Source organism: Pseudomonas sp. NY11955 (assembly GCF_048068035.1).
In the GTDB taxonomy this organism is placed as follows: Bacteria; Pseudomonadota; Gammaproteobacteria; order Pseudomonadales; family Pseudomonadaceae; genus Aquipseudomonas.
In genome coordinates this window covers 262,253-281,039 of the sequence record NZ_JBLUPS010000001.1, presented here as the reverse complement: position 1 = coordinate 281,039, position 18,787 = coordinate 262,253, and the positions used below count along the sequence as shown (strand labels likewise).

The 18,787-nt window shown below is 64.4% G+C and carries 17 protein-coding genes; 10 read left to right on the top strand and 7 right to left on the bottom strand.

The features are described from left to right. Window positions 1–131: 131 nt before the first annotated feature. Window positions 132–842, top strand: a complete 711-nt coding sequence (locus tag ACNFBR_RS01270) for a PqiC family protein (RefSeq protein ID WP_416733352.1) — start codon at window positions 132–134, stop codon at window positions 840–842. Between the two features lie 179 nt (window positions 843–1,021). Here the strand turns inward: ACNFBR_RS01270 and ACNFBR_RS01265 are convergent, their stop codons facing one another. After that, on the bottom strand, window positions 1,022–2,485 hold the full coding sequence (locus ACNFBR_RS01265; protein WP_416733351.1) for a histidine kinase: 1,464 nt from the start codon (window positions 2,483–2,485) through the stop codon (window positions 1,022–1,024). Between the two features lie 134 nt (window positions 2,486–2,619). On the opposite strand from ACNFBR_RS01265, the gene serB reads away from it, so the two are divergent. Then, window positions 2,620–3,834 (top strand): phosphoserine phosphatase SerB, encoded by a 1,215-nt coding sequence (gene serB / locus ACNFBR_RS01260; RefSeq protein ID WP_416733350.1) that lies wholly within the window; start codon window positions 2,620–2,622, stop codon window positions 3,832–3,834. A gap of 321 nt (window positions 3,835–4,155) precedes the next feature. Here serB and asd read toward each other — a convergent pair whose 3' ends face one another. Genes asd through ACNFBR_RS01245 form a run of 3 tightly spaced genes read right to left on the bottom strand, consistent with a single transcriptional unit; the run spans window position 4,156 to window position 7,418 of the window. Next, window positions 4,156–5,019, bottom strand: a complete 864-nt coding sequence (gene asd, locus ACNFBR_RS01255) for an archaetidylserine decarboxylase (RefSeq protein WP_025340835.1) — start codon at window positions 5,017–5,019, stop codon at window positions 4,156–4,158. A gap of 9 nt (window positions 5,020–5,028) precedes the next feature. Then, complete coding sequence (locus tag ACNFBR_RS01250) at window positions 5,029–5,838, bottom strand: rhodanese-like domain-containing protein (protein WP_416733349.1); 810 nt, start codon at window positions 5,836–5,838, stop codon at window positions 5,029–5,031. 44 nt (window positions 5,839–5,882) lie between these two features. Further along, complete coding sequence (locus ACNFBR_RS01245) at window positions 5,883–7,418, bottom strand: HDOD domain-containing protein (RefSeq protein WP_416733348.1); 1,536 nt, start codon at window positions 7,416–7,418, stop codon at window positions 5,883–5,885. Between the two features lie 130 nt (window positions 7,419–7,548). Between ACNFBR_RS01245 and motA the strand changes: the two genes are divergently transcribed. Next, entirely contained in the window at window positions 7,549–8,400 is an 852-nt protein-coding gene (gene motA / locus ACNFBR_RS01240; protein WP_012274469.1) for a flagellar motor stator protein MotA, read from the top strand. Window positions 8,401–8,403: 3 nt separating this feature from the next. Continuing rightward, window positions 8,404–9,456 (top strand): flagellar motor protein MotB, encoded by a 1,053-nt coding sequence (gene motB, locus ACNFBR_RS01235; RefSeq protein ID WP_416733347.1) that lies wholly within the window; start codon window positions 8,404–8,406, stop codon window positions 9,454–9,456. 198 nt (window positions 9,457–9,654) lie between these two features. On the opposite strand, the gene ACNFBR_RS01230 is transcribed toward motB, so the two are convergent. Together ACNFBR_RS01230 and rsgA are read right to left on the bottom strand one after the other, a co-directional pair. Next, window positions 9,655–10,134 carry a molecular chaperone Tir gene (locus tag ACNFBR_RS01230; RefSeq protein WP_416733346.1) on the bottom strand — a complete coding sequence of 160 codons (480 nt, stop codon included), beginning with the start codon at window positions 10,132–10,134 and terminating at the stop codon, window positions 9,655–9,657. Window positions 10,135–10,268: 134 nt separating this feature from the next. Beyond that, window positions 10,269–11,300, bottom strand: coding sequence for a small ribosomal subunit biogenesis GTPase RsgA (gene rsgA / locus ACNFBR_RS01225; RefSeq protein WP_416733345.1), 1,032 nt, complete (start codon window positions 11,298–11,300; stop codon window positions 10,269–10,271). Between the two features lie 152 nt (window positions 11,301–11,452). On the opposite strand from rsgA, the gene orn reads away from it, so the two are divergent. Next, entirely contained in the window at window positions 11,453–11,995 is a 543-nt protein-coding gene (gene orn, locus ACNFBR_RS01220; RefSeq protein ID WP_416733344.1) for an oligoribonuclease, read from the top strand. Window positions 11,996–12,086: 91 nt separating this feature from the next. Beyond that, complete coding sequence (locus ACNFBR_RS01215) at window positions 12,087–12,698, top strand: trimeric intracellular cation channel family protein (RefSeq protein ID WP_020193322.1); 612 nt, start codon at window positions 12,087–12,089, stop codon at window positions 12,696–12,698. A gap of 296 nt (window positions 12,699–12,994) precedes the next feature. Here the strand turns inward: ACNFBR_RS01215 and queG are convergent, their stop codons facing one another. Continuing rightward, on the bottom strand, window positions 12,995–14,059 hold the full coding sequence (gene queG / locus ACNFBR_RS01210) for a tRNA epoxyqueuosine(34) reductase QueG (protein WP_416733343.1): 1,065 nt from the start codon (window positions 14,057–14,059) through the stop codon (window positions 12,995–12,997). Window positions 14,060–14,124: 65 nt separating this feature from the next. On the opposite strand from queG, the gene ACNFBR_RS01205 reads away from it, so the two are divergent. Genes ACNFBR_RS01205 through mutL form a run of 4 tightly spaced genes read left to right on the top strand, consistent with a single transcriptional unit; the run spans window position 14,125 to window position 18,786 of the window. Further along, window positions 14,125–14,985 (top strand): NAD(P)H-hydrate dehydratase, encoded by an 861-nt coding sequence (locus ACNFBR_RS01205; RefSeq protein WP_416733342.1) that lies wholly within the window; start codon window positions 14,125–14,127, stop codon window positions 14,983–14,985. A gap of 2 nt (window positions 14,986–14,987) precedes the next feature. Then, on the top strand, window positions 14,988–15,446 hold the full coding sequence (gene tsaE, locus ACNFBR_RS01200; protein ID WP_256667174.1) for a tRNA (adenosine(37)-N6)-threonylcarbamoyltransferase complex ATPase subunit type 1 TsaE: 459 nt from the start codon (window positions 14,988–14,990) through the stop codon (window positions 15,444–15,446). Window positions 15,447–15,457: 11 nt separating this feature from the next. Beyond that, on the top strand, window positions 15,458–16,888 hold the full coding sequence (locus ACNFBR_RS01195) for an N-acetylmuramoyl-L-alanine amidase (RefSeq protein WP_416733341.1): 1,431 nt from the start codon (window positions 15,458–15,460) through the stop codon (window positions 16,886–16,888). Then, window positions 16,888–18,786: a DNA mismatch repair endonuclease MutL gene (mutL, locus tag ACNFBR_RS01190; RefSeq protein WP_416733340.1), complete on the top strand. Its 1,899-nt coding sequence runs from the start codon at window positions 16,888–16,890 to the stop codon at window positions 18,784–18,786. The genes ACNFBR_RS01195 and mutL overlap by 1 nt, the downstream gene beginning before the upstream one ends. Window position 18,787 lies beyond the last annotated feature (1 nt).

Genomic DNA, 18,787 nt, shown 5'->3' with positions numbered 1-18,787 from the left:
GGCAGAAATGCTGGAGTCGGACGGTTATTTCGCGGATGATATGGCCCTTGCGGTGCCGGCGTGGCCGTGTGCCCGTTTGAATCTACATGTATCACTGCGGTGTGCCTGATGGCGGCCGCCTGGATGGGATGATGAAATTTCTGCGCCTTCCATTTGCGCTGTTGATGACTGGCCTGCTGGGCCTTGGCGGGTGCTCCATGCACCAGCCGGTTGCCCTGTATCAGCTCGACAGTGGTGATCCTGGCCAGCCGTCGCAGAGTGCGGGCATGGCCGTGGTACTCGGCCCGGTATCGGTGGCCGATTACCTGCAGCGCGAGACGTTCCTGCAGCGTCAAGCCGATGGCAGCCTGAGCGCGGCGACCGATGGCCGTTGGGCCGGTAGCCTTTCGTCGGATATCGACCAGCTGTTGGTCCGTCAACTGGCCTGGCGCCTGGACAGCCAGCGCGTGGTATTGGCACCGGCGACCGCTGGCTTCAGCCCGGACGTGCAGGTGCTGTTGTCGATCACTCGCCTGGACTCGGGCAAGAATCAGCCGGCCATTCTGGATGCCCAATGGCGCCTGCTCGACCGCCGTGGCCATGTGCGTGACAACCGTATTGTTCACCTTGAGCAGCCGCACGAGGGCAGTGAGTCGTCGCAGGTTCAGGCTCAGGGCCAACTGCTGCAGAAGCTGGCCGAGCAGCTGAGCACCGCGGTGAAGCCACTGGCCAACCAGCCGGCGATTGTCGAAGAAGCACCGAAAAAGCCTGCTGCGCCGGTACAGGTGAAGAAGGAACCGGAGAAGTCCAAGATCCCGATGGCCTCGCCGATTCGTACCGATATGGAAGTTTATCGGTTCTGATCGAACTGCCAGATACAAAAAAGCCCGCGAACATGCGGGCTTTTTTGTATCTGCTGGTTCATGTATCGCCTGCGCCGGCCTCTTCGCGGGTAAACCCGCTCCCACAGGCACTGCACCGCCCTCAGGGCCTGTGTAGTAGCTGTGGGAGCGGGTTTACCCGCGAAGAAGCCGGCGCAGTATCAGGCCCTGCGCTCGTGCATGCGCGCCAGCTGGCGTTCCAGCATGGACGGGTAGGGCTCCATCAGGCGCTCTACGCAGCAGGCACCTTCAGGGCTGGCAATCGGGCGAATGCGGGCACGCTGACGAATCAGCGTGTCATCGCTGATCTGCCGCTCCACCAGCAACAGGTTGCGGCTGTGCTGCGACAGCGCCAAGGCATCCTGGACCTTCTCGGCCATCAGCAGGTCGACCAGTTCCAGTCCATGCAGGTCGTTGCCCAAGACCAGCCCCAACTGCAGCTGCAAGGTGATGCCGCTGTCGGCCACTTCGATCTGCAAGGCATGGCCCAGGGCGCGCAACAGCTCGCCGCAGCAAATGGCGTTGGTCAGGTAGTCCTCGCCACACTCACGGCTGTGGAACAGCACCAGGGTACTGCCGTCGTTGAGCGTGTGGGTTTCGCCGTCGTACAGCGAAGCCGCGTGCTCCAGGCAATCACGGTAGCGCTCGGTCAGCTCGGCCAGGCGTGTGCGTGGCAGGCGGCGCAGTTGCTCCTGCGAGCCCAACTGCACGGCAAGCACGGCGCTGTACTGCGGCTCGTCAGGCTCGACCGCCGCGGCGGCTTTGGGCGCAGTGTCGTCGTCCAGCAGGCCGGCGAAGGCTTCGTCGTCATCTTCGTCTTCCAGGGCGACAACTTTTTTGGCGCGCGGTGCGGCCTTGGGGGCCGGGGCAGCTTCGTGCAGGTCGTCGAACTGCTCGTCGTCCTCTTCCTCGGGCTCCGGCTCTGGCGGCGGCGGCGGGGCCAGGCGTGCATGCAACTGGCGGGCGATGTCGCCAATCTCGTCCTGGCGGTCGGTGGCTGGGGTATAGGGCTGCGGGTCGCGCAGCCAGACCCGCAGCTGCAGCAGCGGCAGGGTGATGAAACGGCCTTGGCGCAAGCTGAGGGCCAGGGCCAGGGCCAGCAGGATGGCGGCCAGAATGCCCATGCTCTGCAGGCTGATCAGCATCGGTTGCTGGAACTGGCTCATGTCCAGGCTGATGCGCAGTTGCCCGGCGGTCACGTCCTGGAAGGTGATCTTGGTCTGGTACAGGCCTTCGGCCTCGCCCAGCAGGCTGTTGCGTGGGCGCTGGCCAGCCTCGGCGAGGATGCGGTTGTCCACGCTGTAGATCGCCGCATGGGCCACCAGCGGGTTTTTCACCAGGTTGCCCAGCAGCACGTTGAGGCTGAGGATGTCGTTCGACACCAGCAGCTCGGTTGCCGACGTGGCCGTCTGAGTGGTCAGGCTCTGCCCCAGGGCATCGGCCTGCTCATGCATGGCCTGCTTGAACTGCAGGCCCATCACGCAGGCATAGATCACCAGCGCCAGCGCCACCAGGAAGATGTTGGTGCAGGCGATACGCAGTGCCAGCGGCACGCGACGTTGACTCAGGGCACGATAGATCATCAGGAAGAAGTTGTCTGGTTTGACTGGCGTGGGCCGGTTCACTGAGCTCGGCTCTTAATGGCATGAAAGTGGGGGGAGTATAGCGAGCCGGGTTTTGTCGGCAAAGTATCGTTGGCGCCCGATGGTCATGGAAAATCGGTAGAATGCGCATTTTTCATCGAAGTCGGAGCCAGGTTGTGCGCGAAATCGTCCTGATCAACATCACCGGTGAGGACCGTCCCGGTCTCACTGCGGCAATCACCGGCGTCCTGCTGCAGGGCGGTGTGAGTATCCTCGACATCGGCCTGGCAGTCATGCACGGCACCTTGTCGTTTGGCATCCTGGTCGACATCCCGGACAACGAAGTGGCTACTGCCTTGCTGCAAAGCGTGCAGGCCAAGGCCCACGAACTGAACCTGCAGGCCCGTTACACACCGATTTCCGAGTCGGACTACCAGCAGTGGGCCGACGGTCATGGCGAAGCGCGCCATATCGTTACCCTGCTCAGCCGCAAGATCACCCCCGAGCAACTGCAGCGGGTGAGTGCGGTGATCAGCCAGTACGCCCTGACCATCGAACGCATCGAACGCCTGTCGGCTCGGGTTGCGTTGGATGCCGAAACCGAAAAGGGCAAGGCAGCCGTCGAGATCTCCGTGCGCGGCGTACCGAGCGATGCCCAGGCGCTGCGTGCCGATTTCTTTGCCTTGGCAGAAGAGCTGAGCATCGACATCGCGTTCCAGAAGGACGACCTGTTCCGCCGCAACCGCCGCCTGGCAGTGTTCGACATGGACTCGACACTGATCGAAGCCGAGGTCATCGACGAATTGGCCAAGGCGGCCGGTGTGGGTGAGCAAGTTGCAGCCATCACCGAGCGCGCCATGCGCGGTGAGCTGGACTTCCGCGCCAGCTTCAAGGAGCGCATGGCGCTGCTCAAGGGCCTGGACGTGGGGGTGCTGGACGAGATCGGTGCATCCCTGCGCCTGACCGAAGGCGCCGAGAACCTGTTCGCCGAGCTCAAGCGCCTGGGTTACAAGACTGCGATTCTGTCTGGTGGCTTTACCTACTTCGCCCGCCAGGTGCAGGCGCGCCTGGGTATCGACTATGTGTTCGCCAATGAGCTGGAAGTGGTCGACGGCAAAGTGACAGGTGTGGCGGTGGAGCCGATTGTCGATGCCCAGCGCAAGGCTGAGCTGTTGCAGAAGCTGGCCAGCGAAGAAGGCTTGCAGTTGGAGCAGACCATTGCCGTGGGGGATGGCGCCAACGACCTGCCGATGCTGTCGCTGGCCGGGCTGGGCGTGGCGTTCCGTGCCAAGCCGCTGGTGCGCCAGTCGGCCAAACAAGCGATTTCAACCCTGGGGTTGGATGGGGTGCTGTACCTGCTGGGCCTGCGCGACCGCGACGCCCGCGGCTAGTTTGCCGTTGTATCTTCAGCGCCTGTGAAATCGAGCGCCGCCCGCGCGGCGCTTCGCGGCACAAGGCCGCTCCCACATTTGTTGCAACGTGCCAAGCCTGTCAGGCCATGGTTGCCAGCCTGGGTGGGCCGGCTGGATTTCTGGGTTGGCATCACTACCGCCCCACCTGCCTCAAGCCTTGCACCAAGGCTGACAACGCCTCTCCCACAGGCATGGCCACGTTTCAACAAATGTGGGAGCGGCCTTGTGCCGCGAAGCGCCGCGCGGGCGGCGCTCGATCTCACAAGCGCAGAATAAACCGCGACATACACCCCAAAGCAATCAAGCCTGCACAGGCGCCGCCAACTGCTGCCCCATGCGCACCGCAGAACCAGCACCCAGGCTCTCGGCCCACTTCACCTGCTCTGGCCCGAACAGCACGATAGCGGTCGACCCCAGCTTGAAGCGGCCCAGTTCGGCACCTTTCTCCAGGTGGATCGGCGCGCGGCTGGCTTCGTCGTAACGGAAGGTTTTCAGCTCACGCTTGGGCGGCGTGACCAGCCCGGCCCATACGGTTTCGATCGAGGCGACGATCATTGCGCCGACCAGCACCACGGCCATCGGCCCGCGTTCGGTGTCGAACAGGCAGACCACGCGCTCGTTGCGGGCGAACAACTCGGGGACGTTCTCCGCGGTGGTCTGGTTGACCGAGAACAGACGACCCGGCACGTAGACCATTTCACGCAGGGTGCCGGCCAGCGGCATGTGCACGCGGTGGTAGTCCTTGGGCGACAGGTAGATGGTGGCGAACTCGCCGCCCATGAATGGGGCAGCCATGGCCGGGTCGCCGCCCAGCAGCTCTTGCGCGCTGAAACCGTGGCCTTTGGCCTGGAAGATGCGGCCGTGCTCGATCGGGCCGAGCTGGCTGACAGCGCCGTCGGCCGGGCACAGGATGGCGCCCGGGGTTTCGTCGAGCGGGCGAGCACCTGGTTTCAGGGCGCGGGTGAAGAACGCGTTGAAGTGCTCGTAGGCGCTCAGGTCTTCGACCAGCGCTTCACTCATGTTGACCTGGTAGCGCTTGGCGAACCAGGCGGTGAAGGCGTTCTTGAACCAGCGTACGCGGCACTCGGCGATGCAGCCGGCCAGCCGCGACAGCAGGTGATGCGGCAGCAGGTACTGGCTGATGATGAACAAACGGGATTTCATGCAGGTTCCTTAAACTTCTACAGGCGTGTCCGGGTGGTTGCCCCATTCGCTCCACGAGCCGGCGTAGGCCTTTACACGTGGGTAGCCGAGGGCCTTGGCCACCAGATAAGTGAAGCCGGAGCGGCGGTGTGTCTGGCAGTGGGTGATCACTTCCTTGTCGGGGGTGATGCCCAGCTTCTGCAGGACTTCGGCGATGTCCTGGCGGATGCGCAGATGGTCGTTGAGGTCCATGCCGGCGGTCCACTCGAAGTTGATCGCGCCGGGGATGTGGCCGCCTTTGGCTGCCAGCACTTTCTCGCCGCTGAATTCCTGCGGCCCGCGCGCGTCCCAGATGACCAGGTCATCGGCGCCCAGGCGGCTTTGCAGGTACTCGCGGGTGGCGGTAGGGGCGTTGTTCAGATGCAAGTGCACCGGCCTGCTGCCGATTGCGGGCACTTCGGTGACCAGCTTGTCGGCTGGCCAGGCCTGGATGCCGCCGTTGAGGTAGTGGTAACGCGTGTGGCCGATCACGTCGAGCAGCCAGATGAAACGCCCGGCCCAGCCGCCGCCTTCATCGTCGTACACCACATACACGGCATCGTCGCGGTGGCCGAGCTCACTGAACAGTTTTTCCAGGTCGCCCAGGGCCGGCAGCAGGCCGGGCGCGGGCGGCTGGCCAAGCTGGGTACGCTTGCCTTCGACAAAGCGTGCGCCGGGAATATGCCCGCTGACATAGCGGTTGGCGCTGCTCAAGTCGACCAGGATCAGCTGTGGCGAATCCAGGCGTGGCAGCAGGTCCGCGGCTTCGATTACCAGAGGCAAGCCGGAAAAGTCAGTCATCCACGGTCTCCAGTGTGGAAAGAGGGGCGATTGTAGCGCAAGCCTCAGCCCTTGCGGTTGGCAAACACCGACAGGGCCCGCTCGATACATTGTGCGGTCTTGCCGAAAGCTTGCACGCTGATATCGGCCAAGGGCCGGCAGCCCTGGTCGGCCACCAGCAGCATCAGCACCTGGTCGTTCACCGCCAGCGAACGCAGCAATACATGCTCGCTGCGGAACAAGGCACGCAGCGGGGCGGGCAGCAGGGCCGAGAACTGGCTGTGGTTTTCCGGGGTGATGCGCAGCTGCCCAGCCTGGCTCAACAGCTTTTGCAGCAGCTTGCTCTGCGACACCTGCAGGGCCAATGCCCCGGCTTCCTTGGGTAGGCCGGCAATTTGCTGGACGCGCAGGTAGTCATTGGCTTTGTCCAGGCTCAGCAGCATGATGCGTTGCATGCCGCAAGCCAGTAGGGCCTCGCGGGCCTGGGTGGCCAGGTGCACGGTGTTGGTGAACGGGCTGGGTTGGGCCAGCAGGTCCTGGCACAGCGTGCGCCAGCGTGCCAGGTCTTCGCTGCTGGGTGGAGGCGGGGCCAGCATGTCCGGGTGCGGGCGGCGTTGGTGCCAGGGCCAGATCAACGCCTCGGCCGGGTGGAACAGGGCATGCCGAGCGTGGCGGCGGGCGCTGGCGGCGGCCTGCTGGTGCACCTGCTGCTGCACGTCTTCCAGCGAGGTTTGCAGGTACAGCGCAGTCAGCAGCTGCCAGCGCAGCAGGTGCGGGTTGTCCCAGCCGACTTGTGCCGCCAGGGCCAGGTTGTTGGCCAGCAACACGGTATTGGCCGGCTGGTTGAACCAGCGCCGCAGGCCGGGTTCGGCGTCCAGGCGGTGTTGCTGGCTGAGCAGGTCTTCGTCGCGGGCGATGTTCAGCACCTGGGCCAGTTGATCGCGTTCTTCCAGCAGCAGGCGGTAACCCTGGGTGACCCATTGTGGCAGTCGCCAGTACTCGGCCATGGTCTGGCACAGCGCCATGATGCGCACGCCAAACAGTTCTTCCTCCACCCCAGTTGCGTCCTCACCCTTGTGGATAACCCGCAGCTCCCAGGTATCGAGCAGCTTGGGGTAGGCCAGTGCCAGTGGCCACAAAGGCGACAGGAACAGCAGGCTGCCCCAATGAATTTCCTGCCAGAGCCGAGCCAGGCGGCTGGCGAACAGGCCGCTGGCCTGCTGCGCGGCATGTTGGCTGATCATCTGGAACTGGCACAGCACCGGCGGGATTTCCTCCACGGGCAGTGCCGGCAGGCGCTTGAGCAACTGTTCGGTGCGTTCCAGGCCCAGACGGTTGAGGGCGACTTCCAGGCTTTCGGCGGGCTCGGCCAGGCTGGCATTGGTGGGGTGATTGGCTTCGCGCATCACCGACAGCACCAGTGCCGGGCTATCCTGCATCAGTTCGGCGATATCGCGCAGCGAGCGGCGGCTATCGTTGATGGCGGCCATTACCCGGTCGTAGCTAGGCTTCGGCACGGGGATGCGAACACTCTCGAGCAGCTTTACCCAGGCCTCTAACGTACGCGGGGCCTGAGCGGGCACCTTGGTTTCAATTGGCATTTTGACATCAGTCCGAACTGGCTTTTCGCATTGAGTGGCTATAGTCTGGCGCAGTTCTGCCGATAAGTAGAAGAAGAGTTTTAAAGCTCCCGTCTCTTCCCCTGACCACGACAGCAAGTGCTTTGAACCTATGGCTAAAATTATCGGCATCATCGTCGTATTCGCGAGCGTGCTCGGCGGCTACGTGCTCTCCCACGGCAAGATCGCGGCGCTGATCCAGCCGTTCGAAGTACTGATCATTGGCGGTGCGGCCTTTGGTGCGTTCCTGCAGGCCAACCCTGGCCACATGACCATGCACGTCATCAAGAAGTCGATGAAGATGTTCGGCTCGCGCTTCAGCCATGCCTTCTACCTGGAGGTGCTGGGCCTGGTGTACGAGATCCTCAACAAGAGCCGTCGCGAAGGCATGATGGCCATCGAGGCCGACATCGAGGACGCCGCCGCCAGCCCGATTTTCGCCAAGTACCCGACGGTGCTGGCCGATGAGCGCATGACGGCGTTCGTCTGCGACTACCTGCGCATCATGTCCACCGGCAACATGGCCCCGCACGAGCTCGAGGGCCTGTTCGACATGGAACTGCTGAGCATGAAGGAAGAACTGGAGCACCCGTCCCACGCGGTGACCGGCATCGCCGACGGCATGCCCGGCTTCGGTATTGTCGCGGCAGTGCTGGGTATCGTGGTGACCATGGCTTCGCTGGGCGAGGGTGATCAGGCGGCCATCGGCATGCACGTGGGTGCGGCGTTGGTCGGTACCTTCTTCGGTATTCTGGCGGCTTACGGCTTCTTCGGCCCGTTGGCCAAGTGCCTGGAGCACGATGCCAAAGAAGAGTTGAACCTCTACGAATCGATCAAGGCCTCGCTGGTGGCTTCGGCCTCGGGCATGCCGCCTTCGCTGGCGGTCGAGTTCGGGCGCAAGGTGCTGTACCCCAAGCACCGCCCAAGCTTCGCCGAACTGGAACAAGCGGTTCGCGGTCGCTGAGTCATGGAGAACAACCAGCCCATCATCGTCAAGCGCGTCAAGCGCTTTGGCGGCGGCCACCACGGCGGCGCCTGGAAAATTGCCTTCGCCGACTTCGCCACGGCGATGATGGCGTTCTTTCTGGTGCTGTGGCTGATGTCCACGGCCACGCCGGAGCAGAAGATCGCCATTGCCGGCTACTTCAAGGACCCGATCGGCTTTTCCGAAAGCGGCACGCCCTATGTCATCGACCTGGGCGGTTCACCTGAGCTGGCACCGGAAAAGACCATCAACCCGGAAGTGAAGGCCGAACCGACGCAGGAGTCCACCACCCAGTTGAGCAAGGACCAGGTCGAGACCATGGCCGAGCAGGTGGAGCGTGAGCGCCTGGAGCTGCTGCTGCAGGAACTGCAGAACAAGGTGGAAGAGAACCCGCAGCTGCAGAAGTTCAAGGACCAGATCCTGTTCGAGATCACCCAGGACGGCCTGCGCATCCAGATCATGGATGCCGAGAACCGGCCGATGTTCGACATCGGCAGCGCGCGCCTGCAGCCGTACTTCGAGGACATCCTGCTGGCCATGGCCGACACCATCAAGGCGGTGCCGAACAAGATCAGCATCAGCGGCCACACCGATGCCAAGCCGTATGCCGGCACTGGCGAGTACGGCAACTGGGAGCTGTCGGCCAACCGCGCCAACGCCGCGCGTCGTGCACTGGTGGCCGGTGGTTACCCGGACGGCCAGGTGGCGCGGGTGGTGGGTTACGCTTCGTCGTCGCTGTTCGACCGCAAGGACCCGTTCAACCCGGTCAACCGCCGCATCGACATCATCGTGCTGACCAAGAAGGCCCAGCGCAACATTGAGGGCGAGCAGGGTACGCCGGAAACGCCGGCCGCCGAGCCTGCCGCGCCGCCGGCCAGTGGTGCAGCGCCTGGGGCTGCTGCACCGGCCGCGCCAACTGCCTCGGGGGCGGGCGGCGAGACCGAACAGGCGCCGATGCAGCCGCGTGAGCTACGCCAGAAGCTGAACATCTTCGAGGATGGTACGTTGAAGATGGATGAGGCCAAGGACCAGTAAGCCCGGCATCTTGCGGGCGCAACTGTGTTGCTCAGCCTCCGCAGGTTTGCGCGAACACTGTGGGAGCGGGCTTGCCCGCGAACACCGGCGCAGCCGGTGCCATGCACCGCGCTGGATTCTTCGCGGGCAAGCCCGCTCCTACGGGAGCGGCTTTAGCCGCGAACACCGGCGCAGCCGGTGCCACTGGCTGCGACTGCATCAGAACCCCCGCCTGATCTTGGCCTTGAGATCAGCATGAAAGAAGTCCGCATTGTCCCTGTCGGTACCAGAGCCACGCCCCGGCGGTAGGGTCATGGCCCGGTCGAACGTGCGTTCGTCATGGTAAGCCCGCACAAACAGGTCGATATGCGCACGTTCGCGCATGGTTGGCCATTTGCTCAGGTGCTCCGGCAGTTCGTCTGGCCCTTTGCGAAAGAAGCTCACCCGGCGGCAGGCCATCGCTGCCGCGCCTAGCCGCCAGGCGGTCCACCAGTCCTCGCCGGCATCGGTTGGCAGCACGCCGATCCAGTGGGTGGCATCGTTCATCTGTTGGCAGAAACTGCCATACAGGTCGTCATGGGTCTGCCCGTCGCAGTCGAATTGCACCACTTGCGTGGGGATGCCTTCGAGCAGCAGGCGCTCGTTGAGGATGAAGGCGTCGAGCCGCACTTCGTGGCGGTAACTGATAAGAACCGGCATGGCGGTTACGCTCCCTGATAGAAGCCATGACCATCAGGGAAAGCAGATGTTTGGGCAATAGCTGACGGAGAAACCAGAATTGCCCTACATGTCGCGGTAAAAAATCCTACAGCTCGCTCTGCTCAGCCGACCACTCAATAGCTGTCTTCTGTCAGGCTGGCGATGATCGAGCGGTAGCTGTTCATGCGCTGCGGCTTGATACGTCCGTCGTCCAGTGCCTTGAGCAGCGCGCAGCCTGGCTCACGGTCATGCTTGCAGTCGCGGAAGCGGCACGTGCCGAACAGGTCGCGAAATTCGATGAAGCCATCTTCCACGTCGCTGCGGCTGACATGGCCTAGGCCGAACTCGCGGATGCCTGGCGAGTCGATCAGGTCGCCGCCATTGGGGAAGTGATACAGGCGTGCGGTGGTGGTGGTGTGGGTACCCTGCCCGGACCATTCCGACAGGTCGCCGACGCGGGTGCCGGCCTCTGGTAACAGGCTGTTGACCAGCGACGACTTGCCCACCCCCGACTGGCCGACGAACACGCTGATGTGGCCGTCGAGCTGCTGCTGCAGGCGCTGCATGCCATCGCCGTGGTGAGCCGATACTTCCAGCAGCGGGTAGCCCAACTCGCGATAAACATCCAGCAGTGCATGCAGGCCAGGGCCGTTCTCTTCGTTGATCAGGTCGGCCTTGTTCAGCAGCAACAAAGGGCGCAAACCGGCGTGCTCGGCAGCTACCAGGTAGCGGTCGATCAGGTTTGGGTGCGGCTCCGGCGCTGGGGCGAACACGATCACGATCAGGTCGACGTTGGCGGCTACCGGCTTCAGTTGGCCGTGGTTGTTCGGCCGGCACAGTTCGGTGCTGCGGGGCATCTGCGCCACGATCACGCCAATGCCCTGGTTACCCGCCCGCCACACAACGCGGTCACCGGTGACCAACGCCGGCAGGTTGGCGCGCAGGTGGCAGCGGAATACCTGGCCTGCGCTTTCGCCATCCTGGGCTTCCACTTCTACCTGTACGCCGAAGTGCGCGATCACCAGGCCCAGTTGCTCTGGCCCCAGGTCGCCGCCCTCCAGTTCCTGCAGTACATGCTGCTCGCGTTTGGCTGCGCGAGCGGCGCGCTCGCCCTGGATTTTTTCGATCCGCCAGTTCTGGCGGCGATTGAGCTGGCGTTTGGCCATGAAGGTACCGTGAGAAAGGCCCAGGATAGGGCATTGAAAACGGCAGGGAGTTTAGCACGCCAGGCGCTGGACCATTGCGCTTACCTTTGTGCCGTGAATGGGCGAGCCTGGGCCACTAGGCTACTATGACGGCCTATACGAGGAGCCCCTGCATGCAAAACCCACAGAACCTGATCTGGATCGACCTGGAAATGACCGGCCTGGATCCGGACAGCGACGTCATCATCGAAATGGCCACCATCGTTACCGACAGCCAGCTGAACACCCTGGCCGAAGGGCCGGTGATCGCCATCCACCACAGTGACGAAGTGCTGGCGCGCATGGACGAGTGGAACACCCGCACCCATGGCGCGTCGGGCCTGACCCAGCGCGTGCGCGAAAGCAAGGTCGGCATGGCCGAAGCCGAGGCGCAGACCATCGCCTTCCTCGAACAATGGGTGCCAAAAGGCAAGTCGCCGATCTGCGGCAACAGCATCTGCCAGGACCGCCGCTTCCTCTACCGCCACATGCGCAACCTGGAAAACTACTTCCACTACCGCAACCTGGATGTCTCCACCCTGAAGGAGTTGGCCGCGCGTTGGGCGCCGGATGTGCGTGACAGCTTCAAGAAGGGCAATACCCACCTGGCACTGGACGATATCCGCGAATCGATCGCCGAGCTGCGTCATTACCGCGAGCACTTCATCAAGCTGTGATCCGAAACGGCGCAGATAATGTATCTGCGCCCCCTTTTGGTGCCTTGGGCAACTGGTTAGACTGCGCGCCTTTCCTGCACGGACCCGCACCATGTTGTTGATGCTCTACCTCATCGCCATCACCGCCGAAGCCATGACTGGCGCGCTTTCTGCCGGGCGTCGCGGCATGGACTGGTTCGGCGTGGTGCTGATTGCCTGCGTCACCGCCCTGGGCGGCGGTTCGGTGCGTGATGTGCTGCTTGGGCACTACCCGCTGACTTGGGTGAAGCACCCGGAGTACCTGGTGCTGACCAGCTTTGCCGCGCTACTGACCATTTTCATCGCGCCGATGATGCGCCGCCTGCGCTCGCTGTTCCTGGTGCTCGATGCCCTGGGGCTGGTGGCGTTTACCCTGATTGGCTGCATGACGGCGCTGGAGATGGGCCAGGGCATGCTGGTGGCGTCGATCAGCGGGGTGATCACCGGGGTGTTTGGCGGCATCCTGCGGGATATCTTCTGCAACGACATCCCGTTGGTGTTCCGCCGTGAGCTGTATGCCAGTGTGTCGTTCGCGGCGGCCTGGTTCTATCTGGGGTGCGTGTATTTCAAGGTGCCGGCGGAGCAGGCGATGCTGCTGACCCTGTTTGGCGGGTTCCTGCTGCGCCTGTTGGCGATTCGCTTCCACTGGGAAATGCCCAAGTTCCACTACAACGACCAGCAATAGGCCAGGCATGAGTGTTGCGGGGCCTGTGAGGCCGAGCGCCGCCCGCGCGGCGCATCGCGAGCAAGCTCGCTCCTACATTTTTTCGGGCCAGTAACGCCTGCGCCAACGTGCGCGTCCGCCTTGTTTGCACGACACGATTTTGAGGCGAATACCAAGCGGCCGCGCGCCGCTGCCCCAGGAATAACTGGCCCGAAAAAATGTAGGAGCGAGCTTGCTCGCGATGCGCCGCGCGGGCGGCGCTCGGCCCCACAGGCACCATAAACCTCAAGGCAAGCACCTGTCAGTCTTAACGCAAACTACGCCTGTCCGTGCTGGGCCAGCGCCCACTCCACATGCTCGCGCACCAGCTCAGACGCATCCTCGCGGCGCGCCTTCAACGCCTCGATCACCTGAATCGTGGAGGGCGCATTGCCCAACCCCACCGCCAGGTTGCGCAAGAACCGCTCATACCCCGCCCGCCGCAGCGGCCCGCCTTCGGTCTTGCGCAGGAAAGTGCGCTCATCCCACAGGAACATCTGCGCCAATTCGGCATTTTCCAGCCCGTGCCGTGGCTGGAAATCCTGCTCCTGGCTGTGCTTGGCGAAGCGGTTCCACGGGCAGACGATCTGGCAGTCGTCGCAACCGAACACCCGGTTGCCCATCTTTGCGCGCAACTCCACAGGGATCGCGCCCCTCAACTCGATGGTCAGGTACGAGATGCAGCGCCGCGCATCCAGTACATAGGGCCCGACAAACGCCTGGGTCGGGCAGATGTCCAGGCAGGCCTGGCAGCGCCCGCAGTGCTCGCTGGTGGTGGCTTCGTCCACTGGCAGCGGCAGGTCGACGAACAGTTCGGCAAGGAAGAAATAGCTACCCGCCTTGCGGTTGAGCAACAGGGTGTTCTTGCCGATCCAGCCCAGCCCGGCCTGTTCGGCCAGGGCCTTTTCCAGCACTGGGGCGCTGTCGACGAAGGCGCGGTAGCCGAACGGGCCGATGGCCTCCTGGATGCGGTCGGCGAGGAACTGCACGCGCTTGCGCACCAGCTTGTGATAGTCCCGGCCCAGCGCATAGCGCGATATGTAGGCCTTTTCCGGCTGGGCCAGGCGCTGCGCCATCTGTGTATCGCCCGGCAGGTAGTCCATGCGCAGCGAGACCACGCGTATCGTGCCGGGGATCAGCTGGTCGGGGTGTGACCTTTTGCTGCCGTGGGCGCCCAGGTACTCCATTTCGCCCTGGTAGCCGGCATCGAGCCAACGTTGCAGGTGGTGTTCGTGTTCACCAAGGTCGACCCCGGCGATGCCCACGTGGGCAAAACCGAGTTCCTGGCCCCAAGTCTTGATCGATTGGGCCAGTTGGGCGAGGTCAGGAGTAGAGGCGGGCATGGATGGGCAAGGCAATACGGGCTCAGGTGCGTATAATTCTGCCAGACATTGGAGCCTTTGACCCCATGCCGCAGACCAAACACCCCAGCAATGCCCCGCAACTGCTCAGCAGCGTGACCGTCGCGCACCTGCCGGCACGGCATGCGCATGCCCACAAAGGCGACTTCGGCCATGTGCTGGTGGTGGGGGGCGACCTCGGCACCGGTGGCGCGGTGTTGCTCAGCGCCGAAGCCGCCCTGCGCTGCGGCGCCGGGCTGGTCAGCGTGGCAACCCGGCCAGAACATGTGGCGGCCAGCCTGGCGCGCCTGCCCGAGGTCATGTGCCTGGGCGCCAGTTCGGCCAACCAGCTGATGGGCATGCTGGAGCGCGCCTCGGTGCTGGTGGTCGGCCCGGGCCTTGGGCAGGCAGCGTGGGGCCGTAGCCTGCTGTCGGCGGTGGCCAACGCCCAGCGGCCGCAGGTGTGGGATGCCGATGCCCTGAATCTGCTGGCGCGCACGCCACTGGCCCTGCCCAGTGGCAGCATCCTTACCCCGCACCCCCGGGAAGCGGCGCGGCTGCTGGGCATTTCCACCGAGGCGGTGCAGGCCGACCGCCCGGGGGCCGCGCGCAAGCTGGCGCGCCGTTACAACAGCGTCTGCGTGCTCAAAGGTGCCGGTACCCTGGTGGCGGACCCGGCCGGGCAACTGGCGCTGTGCGAGCGCGGCCATCCGGCGATGGCCGGCGCCGGCCTGGGCGATGTGCTGACCGGCGTGCTGGCGGCACTGCTGGCCCAGGGCCTGGACGCCTGGCGCGCGGGCTGCCTGGGGACATGGCTGCACGCCTGTGCGGGCGAGCGCCTGGGGGTAAAAGGTAGAGGCCTGGCGGCCAGCGATCTGGCGCCGGTCATTCGTGAGTTGTTGGAGGAGCATTCTGCGTGTCTGGCTTAAATCTGTTTCTGGCCGATGAAGCGGCCACGGTCGACTTCGGTGCAAAAATGGCCGAAGTGACCGGTGGTCGCGGCGTGATCTTTCTTGAAGGCGACCTGGGGGCGGGCAAGACTACGCTTTCCCGAGGGCTGATTCGTGGCCTGGGCCATACGGGTGCAGTGAAAAGCCCAACCTTTACGGTGGTCGAACCCTACGAAATCGGCGAGGTCCGAGCCTTTCACTTCGACCTGTATCGCCTGGTCGACCCGGAGGAGCTTGAGTTCATGGGCATTCGTGACTATTTCGAGGGCGACCCGCTGTGCCTGTTCGAGTGGCCACAAAAGGGTGCGGGCGTTTTGCCAAAGCCCGACCTGACCATTACCATAAGCCCCCAAGCGGGCGGACGCTCGCTGATCCTTTCGCCGCAGGGGGCTCGCGGCGAGGCCTGGTGCGTGGCACTGGCCGAACACTATAAACAGTAAGTGGGGTAGGTATGCGCATACGCGCACTGGTCGCCATCGTTGGGCTGCTGCTGACAACGGTGACCGTTGACGCTCTGGCCGTCACTCAAGTCAAGAGCATGCGCCTGTGGCGCGCACCGGACAACACGCGGCTGGTCTTCGACCTGTCTGGCCCCGTGCAGCACAGTGTCTTCACCCTGAGCGCACCCGATCGTCTGGTCATCGACATCAATGGCGCGACCCTGGCCGCGCCCTTGAATGTGGCTACCTCCAACACGCCGATCAGCAGCGTGCGTTCGGCCCAGCGCACGCCGACGGACTTGCGCGTGGTGGTCGACCTGAAAAAGTCGGTCACCCCGAAAAGCTTCACCCTGGCGCCCAATGCCCAGTACGGCAATCGCCTGGTGGTCGACCTGTACGACCAGGAGGCCGACGCCATCGCGGCCAGCACGCCGCCGCCCGCACCGGCCCCGGTGCAAACGCCCGCAACCACCCCAGCGGTGCCGGTGACGCCGGCCCAGCCTGCGATCAAGCTGCCACCGGTACCCAGCGGCAAGCGTGACATCGTGGTGGCGATCGACGCCGGCCACGGCGGTGAAGACCCGGGCGCGTCGGGCTCGCGCGGCCAGCACGAAAAAGACATCGTGCTGCAGATCGCTAAAGAGCTGCAGCGGCAGATCAACAGCGAGAGAGGCTTCCGTGCCGAGTTGACCCGTACCGGCGATTACTTCATCCCGCTGCGCAAGCGTACGGAAATCGCCCGCAAGAAGGGCGCCGACCTGTTCATTTCGATCCACGCCGATGCGGCGCCTTCGCGCGCGGCCTTCGGTGCCTCGGTGTTCGCCCTGTCCGACCGCGGCGCCACTTCCGAAACCGCGCGCTGGCTGGCTGATACGGAAAACCGTTCCGACCTGATCGGTGGTGCGGGTAACGTCAGCCTCGATGACAAGGACCGCATGCTTGCGGGTGTGCTGCTTGACCTCTCCATGACCGCCACGCTCAGCTCCAGCCTCAACGTGGGGCAGAAGGTGCTGGGCAACATGGGGCGTGTCACTTCGCTGCACAAGCAGCGTGTGGAGCAGGCCGGCTTCATGGTGCTGAAATCGCCGGATATTCCGTCGATCCTGGTTGAAACCGGGTTCATCTCGAACAACAACGAAGCCGCCAAACTGGCCACTGCCAGCCATCAGCAGGCCCTGGCCCGCTCGATTCACACCGGCGTGCGCCAGTACTTCCAGCAGAACCCGCCGCCTGGCACGTACATCGCCTGGCTGCGCGACACCGGCAAGATTGCCGCCGGCCCGCGTGAGCACACCGTGCGCCCTGGCGAAACCCTGGCGATGCTCGCCGTGCGCTACCAGGTCAGTGTGGCCAGCCTGCGCAGCACCAACAGCCTCAAGACCGATGAGCTGAAGGTTGGCCAGCGCCTCGATGTCCCTGCCACAACCTTGGCCGCGCAATAATGAGTGGCGGTTCGCGCATTCAGCTGCTTAGCCCGCGGCTGGCCAACCAGATTGCCGCTGGCGAGGTTGTCGAACGGCCCGCCTCCGTTGCCAAGGAGCTGTTGGAAAACAGCCTGGACTCCGGTGCCCGGCGTATCGACGTGGAGGTCGAGCAGGGCGGCGTCAAGCTGCTGAAGGTACGGGACGATGGCAGTGGCATCTCCGCCGACGACCTGCCCTTGGCCCTGGCCCGTCACGCCACCAGCAAGATCCGCGAGCTGGAAGATCTCGAAGGCGTCTTGAGCCTGGGCTTCCGGGGCGAGGCCCTGGCCTCGATCAGCTCGGTGGCGCGCCTGACCCTGACCTCGCGTACCGCCAGCGCCACCGAGGCCTGGCAGGTGGAAACCGAAGGCCGCGACATGCTCCCGCGGGTGCAGCCGGCGGCGCACCCGGTCGGCACCTTGGTGGAGGTGCGCGACCTGTTCTTCAATACCCCGGCCCGGCGCAAGTTCCTCAAGGCCGAGAAAACCGAATTCGACCACCTGCAAGAAGTGATTCGCCGGCTGGCGCTGGCGCGTTTCGATGTCGGCTTCCACCTGCGCCACAATGGCAAGAGCATCCTCAGCCTGCACGAAGCCCACGACGAAACCGCCCGCGCGCGGCGGGTGGGGGCCATATGCGGCCCAGGCTTCATGGAACAGGCGCTGCCCATCGACGTCGAGCGCAACGGTCTGCGCCTGTGGGGCTGGGTCGGCCTGCCGACCTTCTCACGCAGCCAGGCAGACTTGCAGTACTTCTTCGTCAACGGCCGCGCGGTGCGCGACAAGCTGGTCGCACACGCCGTGCGCCAGGCCTACCGCGACGTGTTGTTCAATGGCCGGCACCCGACCTTCGTGCTGTTCCTCGAACTGGAGCCCAACGGCGTCGACGTCAACGTGCACCCGACCAAGCATGAAGTGCGCTTCCGTGAGGGGCGCTCGGTACATGACTTCCTGTATGGCACCCTGCACCGCGCCCTGGCCGATGTCCGCCCGGAAGACCAGCTGGCCGCGCCTGCCGCCGTGCCGGAGGCGATCCGCCCCACGGGTCAGCAGGCCGGTGAGTTCGGCCCCCAGGGTGAAATGCGCCTGGCATCGCCGGTGCTTGAGCAGCCGCGTGCCGCGCAGCAGCCGTTCTCCAATGGCGGCAGTGGCGCCGGTTACCAGTATCAATACACGCCGCGCCCTTCGCAGCCGCTGCCGGCCGCCGAGGCGCAGGCGGTGTATCGCGAGTTCTACAAACCGTTGGAAAACGCTGCCGCGCCTGCTGCAGCCCTGCCCGAAAGCCAAGGCGACATTCCCCCGCTGGGCTACGCACTGGCGCAGCTCAAGGGCATCTACATCTTGGCCGAGAACGCCGTTGGCCTGGTGCTGGTGGACATGCACGCCGCCCATGAGCGGATCATGTACGAGCGGCTCAAGGTGGCCATGGCCAGCGAAGGCCTCAGTGGTCAGCCGCTGCTGGTGCCGGAAACCCTGGCCCTGAGCCAGCGTGAGGCCGACTGTGCCGAAGAGCATGCGCAGTGGTTCCAGCGCCTGGGCTTCGAATTGCAGCGCCTGGGCCCCGAGACTTTGGCGATTCGCCAGATCCCGGCCTTGCTCAAGCAGGCCGAGGCCAACCGCCTGGTGCAGGACGTGCTTGCCGACCTGATGGAGTACGGCACCAGCGACCGTATTCAGGCGCACCTCAACGAACTGCTCGGTACCATGGCCTGCCACGGCGCCGTGCGCGCCAACCGGCGCCTGGCAATTCCCGAAATGAACGCCTTGCTGCGCGACATGGAAAACACCGAACGCAGTGGCCAGTGCAACCACGGTCGTCCCACCTGGACCCAGATGGGCCTGGACGACCTGGACAAACTCTTCTTGCGCGGTCGATGAA